This window comes from Lentzea sp. NPDC042327 (assembly GCF_040647275.1).
Classification (GTDB): Bacteria; Actinomycetota; Actinomycetes; order Mycobacteriales; family Pseudonocardiaceae; genus Lentzea.
In genome coordinates this window covers 47,894-53,893 of sequence record NZ_JBEZBX010000028.1, presented here as the reverse complement: position 1 = coordinate 53,893, position 6,000 = coordinate 47,894, and the positions used below count along the sequence as shown (strand labels likewise).

Genomic DNA, 6,000 nt, shown 5'->3' with positions numbered 1-6,000 from the left:
CCCGTGGGTACCCCGCCGCTGTTGGGGCGCCCCCCCCCCCACATCCTAATAACCCCGGGGGGGCCCCCCCCCCCCCCGGGGGGGGGGGGGGGCGCCCCCCCCCCCCCCCCGCCGGCACGGGACGTCAGTCGGTGCCGGACTCGATCGCGGCCGCGTCGAGCAGCGCGTCGGCCTCGGAGACCTCACCGCGCGAGGCGATGACCTCGGCGCCGCCGTCGGGCACGTCGCCGATCAGCTTCGTCGGCTCGACCTGGGCCGAGATGAGCTCGGACTGGCGGGTGCCGACCATGCCGAGGCCCGCGAAGAGCTCCAGCTTGGCGCGCGAGTCCGCGATGTCGAGGTTGCGCATGGTCAGCTGGCCGATGCGGTCGACCGGGCCGAACGCCGAGTCCTCGGTGCGCTCCATCGACAGCTTGTCCGGGTGGTAGCTGAACGCCGGGCCGGACGTGTCGAGGATCGAGTAGTCGTCGCCCCTGCGCAGCCGCAGCGTGACCTCGCCGGTGACCGCGGAACCGACCCAGCGCTGCAGCGCCTCGCGGATCATCAGCGACTGCGGGTCGAGCCAGCGGCCCTCGTACAGCAGCCGGCCGAGCTTGCGGCCCTCGGTGTGGTAGCTCGCGACGGTGTCCTCGTTGTGGATCGCGTTCACGAGGCGGTCGTAGGCGATGTACAGCAGCGCCATGCCGGGCGCCTCGTAGATGCCGCGGCTCTTGGCCTCGATGATGCGGTTCTCGATCTGGTCGGACATGCCCAGACCGTGGCGGCCACCGATCGCGTTGGCCTCCAGCACGAGGTCGACGGAGCTGCCGAACTCCTTGCCGTTGATGGTGACCGGGCGGCCCTGCTCGAACCCGATGGTCACGTCCTCGGCGGCGATCTCGACCGACGGGTCCCAGAACTTGACGCCCATGATCGGCTCGACGATCTCGATGCCCTCGTTGAGCAGCTCGAGCGACTTGGCCTCGTGCGTCGCACCCCAGATGTTCGCGTCGGTGGAGTACGCCTTCTCGACGCTCGACCGGTAGGGCAGGTCGCGCTCCAGCAGCCACTCGGACATCTCCTTGCGGCCGCCGAGCTCGGTCACGAACTCCGCGTCCAGCCACGGCTTGTAGATCCGCAGCGACGGGTTCGCGAGCAGGCCGTAGCGGTAGAACCGCTCGATGTCGTTGCCCTTGTAGGTCGAGCCGTCGCCCCAGATCTGGACGTCGTCGTCGAGCATGGCGCGCACGAGCATGGTGCCCGTGACGGCGCGGCCGAGCGGGGTCGTGTTGAAGTACGCGCGGCCACCGGAGCGGATGTGGAACGCGCCGCACGCCAGTGCCGCGAGCCCCTCCTCGACGAGCGCCGAGCGGCAGTCCACGAGACGCGCGATCTCCGCGCCGTACGTGCCCGCGCGGCCGGGGACCTTGTCGATCTCCGGCTCGTCGTACTGACCGATGTCCGCGGTGTACGTGCACGGCACCGCGCCCTTCTCACGCATCCACGCGACCGCGACGGAAGTGTCGAGACCACCGGAGAAGGCGATGCCGACGCGTTCGCCGGCGGGAAGTGAAGTGAGCACCTTGGACACGACAATGATTATGCACGACTGTGTATGAACATGCACGCCGGGGTGGCTGTTAGTTGTGCCTCAGGTAGTGCTCGGCGATGTCGTCGCTGGTCGTGAGCCACACATCGGGTGCGGCAGCCAGGTGGGCGAGCGCCCGGTCGAGGTACTTGTGCCGGAACGCCTGACCGGTGACGAACGGGTGCAGCGCCAGCGCGAGCACCCGGCCGCCCTCGGCGTGCAGCACCTCGTACTGGTCCTCGACCATCCGCAGGAAGTCCGGCCCGGAGCGGTCGAGCAGCATCAGGTCGTTGAGCTCCACCGAGTACGGCACGCTGATCATGCCCGGGACGGTGAGCCGGAACGGCTGGTCGTCGGCGGTCCAGTCGAGCACGTAGCTCAGCCCGAGCTCGGCGAGCAGCTCCGGCGTGCGGGAGGTCTCGGTGAGCCCCGGCCCCATCCAGCCGCGCGGCCGGATGCCGGTCGCATCTTCGATCGTGTTCACGACGTCGGCGAGCACCTCGCGTTCGCGTTCCTCCGTCAGGCCGGTGTGCAGCTTGGAGTTCGTCTCGCCGTGCGCGAGCCACGCCCAGTCGCGCTCGACGCCGGCCTCGACGATCCGCGGGTACCGCCTCGCCGCCAGGGAGTTGAGCAGGACGCTGGCGCGCAGGCCGTGGCGGTCGAGCGCGTCGATGGTGCGCCAGATGCCGACGCGGGGGCCGTAGTCGCGCCAGCCGTGGTTGAGCGGGTCGGGCGTGAGCTCGGCGGTGCCCGGCCAGATGCTCGTGGACGGCGTGCCGAGCAGGAAGTGCTCCACGTTCAAGCCGACGTACACGGCGACCCTCGCGCCGTTCGGCCAGGCCAGCGGCGGGCGGTCGATGATCGGCGAGTAGTCGTAGAGCTTGTTCTCCGTCATGTCCCGACGGTAGGAGTTGACATCAATGTCAGGTTCAAGTCCGTTCCGGAGGCGGGGATGCGCATCGGTGAGCTGGCGCGGCGCACGGGCGTGAGCGAACGGTCGCTGCGCTACTACGAGCAGCAGGGCCTGCTGGCGCCGACGCGGACGGCGGGCGGGCATCGCGAGTACCCGGACGGCGCCGTCGACCGGGTGGTCCGCATCCAGGAGCTGTTCGCGGCGGGCCTGTCGAGCAGGAAGGTGTTCTCGCTGCTGCCGTGCCTGCGCGACGCCGACGGCGGCCCGTCCGAGGTCGCGACACCGCGGCTGGTCGCCGAGCTGGAGGACGAACGCGCGCGGATCGACCGGATGATCGCCGACCTGCGCACGACCCGCGCGGTGCTCGACGACGTGATCGACACCGCCCGAGGAGAAAACACCTAGGCACGCCCAGGTCTTCGAGCAGTTCGTCGTGACCGTCCCGGCCGTCGAGTCGTTCGCGGTCACCGGCCGCGAGCTGATCCCGGCGTTGTGAATTTCCCGGTACGGCAAAGATTCAGTGAACCACCTAGACGTGAACGCTGTTCATGTACAACCTTTTGCCTGCACGCCTCTCCGCTCCCCTGCTCCCGGAATCGAGGCCCTGTGAGGAAGAAGCTCCTGCCTGCCCTGCTCGGCGCACTGCTGGTCACCGCGCTGTTCCCCGGCGTCGCGCTCGCCGACCCGCCCCGCGCCATCCCCGCGAACTTCACGGCGGAGGACGGCAAGTGGCAACCGGCGTTCGACTACGACGGCGATGGCTGCTACCCGACCCCGGCGATCTCGCCGACCGGCCAGGTGGCGCCGGGCCTGAAGAACTCGGGTGCCCTCAACGGCGACTGCCACGACCAGTCGGACCTGGACAACACCAACTCCTACAGCCGGTCCAAGTGCAACAACGGCTGGTGCGCCTACCTGTACGACCTGTACTTCGAGAAGGACCAGGCCGTGCCGCTGTGGGACTGCTGCGGCCACCGGCACGACATCGAGCACGTGGTCGTCTGGGTGCAGAACGACGTCGCCCAGTACGTCTCGGTCTCGGCGCACGGCAAGTACAACACCTTTTCGCGCGACAAGGTGCAGTGGGAGGGCACCCACGCGAAGGTGATCTACCACAAGGACGGCGCCAGCACGCACTGCTTCCGGCTCGCCGGCTACAACGAGCAGGCGGAGAACCACTACGGCGTCTACCAGTACCCGGACCTCGTGAGCTGGGACCGGTTCCCCGGCGGTGTGCGCGACGTCCTCGTGAACGCGGACTTCGGCAGCGCCTCGCTGGCGATCAAGGACAGCGCGTTCAACGGCAACCTCGCGAGCGCCAAGCCCGCCGGCATCGCGTTCGACCCGCACGCCTGAGCCGTGCCGCGCTGGGCCCGGTCTCCGGGCTCAGCGCACCGGCCGCCCGTGCTCGCACAGGACGACCCCGCCGGAGCCGACGGCGTGCAGCGCGGCCTCGACCCGGCGCGCCAGCACCGGTTTCAGCAGGCCGCGTGCCTCGTCGAGGGGGAACAGCCCGGCCGAGCGGATCTCCGGGTCGGTCAGCTCCAGTGCGGCCACCTCGGCCGCGGTGACCAGGCCGCCGTCGAACACGAACGCGAGCCCCTCCGGCATCGGCCCGTCTGCGGGGACGTGGTCGACCACCAGCAGCCGCCCGAGCGGCCGCTGCACCCCCAGCTCCTCGCGCACCTCGCGCACCGCCGTGCGCCACGGCGCCTCACCGGCGTCGACCGCACCGCCCGGGATCTCCCACCACCGCTTGTAGGTGGTCTCCACCAGCAGGACCCGCGCCCGGTCGTCGCGGAACAGCACCCCGGCCGCAGCGCGCTTCCTGCTCAGCGACGCCGCGTACTCCGCGTACGGCAGAAGATCCACACCCGCGGAGGCTACTCGGCCACGCGGTCGTCCCACTCGCCCAGGAGCTCCCTTCCCGGCCCACCTTGCTCTGCTGGCGTCTGGTACTTGCAGCTGCCGATGAAGCCATGGGGGTCAGCGGCGGGCGGCGAGGAGCGCGGACACCGTGACGAACCGGAACCCGCGCTCCTTCAGACCGGCGATGATCGGCCGCAGCGCCTGCCGGGTCTGGTCCCGCCCGGCGTACATGGGGTGCAGCAGGACGATCGACCCCGGCTTGGTCTGCGCGAGCGTCTCGCTGACGACCCGGTCCTTCGGCGGTGTGCCCGCGGAGTCCGGTTCCACGTCCCACATCACCGTGGTCCGGTCGTGCTGCTCCAGGTAGTACGGCAACGCGAAGAGCTTCTTGCCGTTGGGCGGCCGGAAGTGGATGGCACCGCTGTAGCCGGTCCTGCGGATCGCCGCGTCGGTGTCCTCGACCTCCTTCGCCACGAAACCCGGTGTCACACCGAACATCCGCTCGTGCGAGAAGGTGTGGTTGCCGATCTCGTGCCCGGCCCGCGCGATCCTGCGCCCCAGCTCCGGGTGCTCCTCCAGGTCGCGGCCCACGAGGAAGAACGTGGCCGTCACGCCCTCGGCGGCGAGCACGTCGAGCACCTGCTGCGTACCGGCCGGGTCGGGACCGTCGTCGAAGGTCAGCGCGACGACGTTCTCGGTGGTCTCGACGCGGTGCACGAGGTCACCGAAGAACTGGAACGTGCGCGACCTGCTGACGTTCCACAGCACCACGGCGGCGGTCAGCACGACGACCACGCTGACGGCGGTGATGATCGTCGGCTTGCGGGACAACCACTTCATCCGCCCACTATGCCGAGGACCGCCGTCCCGACGCGCAGCACCCCGTCGTCGAGCGGCACGCACCGCACGCCGCCCTTGCCGCGCAACGCCTTGAACGCTCCGGGCGCGATCACCCGGTCCATCCACGCGCACGGGTTCGCCGGCCGGTGCACCTCGAACCGGACCGGCCCGTCACCGCTGTCGAGGCTGAACGCGGTGCCGCGCACCAACGCGTCCACGTCGAACCCGCGCACCACGACGTTGCGCCGCGCGACCAGCGGGTCCACCGGCCACGGCGCGAGCGACTCGGCGGCGAGGAACGTGACCGCCGCGTTGCGGTGCGCCTGGTGGTTGAAGTACCGGTCCCCCACGATCCCGAGCTTCGCGCGCACCTCGACGTGGTCGTGCGAGACGGGCCCCGGATCGGGACGCGGCCCGTCCGACGGACGGCCCTCGTAGGCGTGCACGGCGGAGGCGTGCAGCGCGACGATCTCCACCGCTTGCCCGGTTGCCGTTCCGGCCTCAGGTAGTGGCAGGTGCAGCCGTTGTGCCATGGCCGGTTGCCGAGGTGTGTGCGCTGGTGGTGCGTGCCGAGGAGTCCCGGATCTCCGCCGGTGGTCGCTTCGGTCGTCCATGCGGTCCACGGTACGTGCCATCGGCCCGCCGAGGAGCCTCCTGACCGGCCGAACCGGACTCACGCCCGCGCTGTCCCGTTGGTCCTGGCCGGTTTCGGCCTGGGCGTCGGTCGTCGAGGCGTCTGCCGCGGGTGGCTCGGCGGCTACGGCGCGGAGGTGGTGCTGCCGGAGATCGTGCCGGGCGTGCGGCCCGTTGT

Annotated in this window: 7 protein-coding genes; 2 read left to right on the top strand and 5 right to left on the bottom strand. The window is 70.5% G+C overall.

Annotation, left to right across the window (positions count from 1 at the left end; translation table 11 throughout):
• Positions 1–124 precede the first annotated feature (124 nt).
• The gene (gene argG / locus AB0A63_RS39090; protein WP_360401358.1) at positions 125–1,570 is read right to left on the bottom strand and encodes an argininosuccinate synthase; all 1,446 of its coding nucleotides are present in this window, start codon (positions 1,568–1,570) and stop codon (positions 125–127) included.
• A 49-nt stretch (positions 1,571–1,619) separates the two neighbouring features.
• Positions 1,620–2,462, bottom strand: a complete 843-nt coding sequence (locus AB0A63_RS39085) for a polysaccharide deacetylase family protein (RefSeq protein WP_360401355.1) — start codon at positions 2,460–2,462, stop codon at positions 1,620–1,622.
• A 57-nt stretch (positions 2,463–2,519) separates the two neighbouring features.
• Here AB0A63_RS39085 and AB0A63_RS39080 point away from each other — a divergent pair, with 57 nt between their 5' ends.
• Both AB0A63_RS39080 and AB0A63_RS39075 read left to right on the top strand, forming a co-directional pair.
• On the top strand, positions 2,520–2,885 hold the full coding sequence (locus AB0A63_RS39080; protein WP_360401352.1) for a MerR family transcriptional regulator: 366 nt from the start codon (positions 2,520–2,522) through the stop codon (positions 2,883–2,885).
• 216 nt (positions 2,886–3,101) lie between these two features.
• Positions 3,102–3,836 (top strand): NPP1 family protein, encoded by a 735-nt coding sequence (locus AB0A63_RS39075; RefSeq protein ID WP_360401361.1) that lies wholly within the window; start codon positions 3,102–3,104, stop codon positions 3,834–3,836.
• A 30-nt stretch (positions 3,837–3,866) separates the two neighbouring features.
• Here the strand turns inward: AB0A63_RS39075 and AB0A63_RS39070 are convergent, their stop codons facing one another.
• From AB0A63_RS39070 to AB0A63_RS39060, 3 genes are all read right to left on the bottom strand, one after another.
• Complete coding sequence (locus AB0A63_RS39070) at positions 3,867–4,352, bottom strand: NUDIX hydrolase (RefSeq protein WP_360401349.1); 486 nt, start codon at positions 4,350–4,352, stop codon at positions 3,867–3,869.
• A gap of 114 nt (positions 4,353–4,466) precedes the next feature.
• Positions 4,467–5,189: a polysaccharide deacetylase family protein gene (locus AB0A63_RS39065; RefSeq protein WP_360401346.1), complete on the bottom strand. Its 723-nt coding sequence runs from the start codon at positions 5,187–5,189 to the stop codon at positions 4,467–4,469.
• Positions 5,186–5,665, bottom strand: coding sequence for an MOSC domain-containing protein (locus tag AB0A63_RS39060; protein WP_360401343.1), 480 nt, complete (start codon positions 5,663–5,665; stop codon positions 5,186–5,188). The genes AB0A63_RS39065 and AB0A63_RS39060 overlap by 4 nt, the downstream gene beginning before the upstream one ends.
• Positions 5,666–6,000 lie beyond the last annotated feature (335 nt).

Bases quoted from the DNA above. Each gene is read 5' to 3' on its own strand.
- AB0A63_RS39085 (WP_360401355.1), bottom strand. From the start codon at position 2,462: ATGACGGAGAACAAGCTCTACGACTACTCGCCGATCATCGACCGCCCG.
- AB0A63_RS39080 (WP_360401352.1), top strand. From the start codon at position 2,520: ATGCGCATCGGTGAGCTGGCGCGGCGCACGGGCGTGAGCGAACGGTCG.
- AB0A63_RS39065 (WP_360401346.1), bottom strand. From the start codon at position 5,189: ATGAAGTGGTTGTCCCGCAAGCCGACGATCATCACCGCCGTCAGCGTG.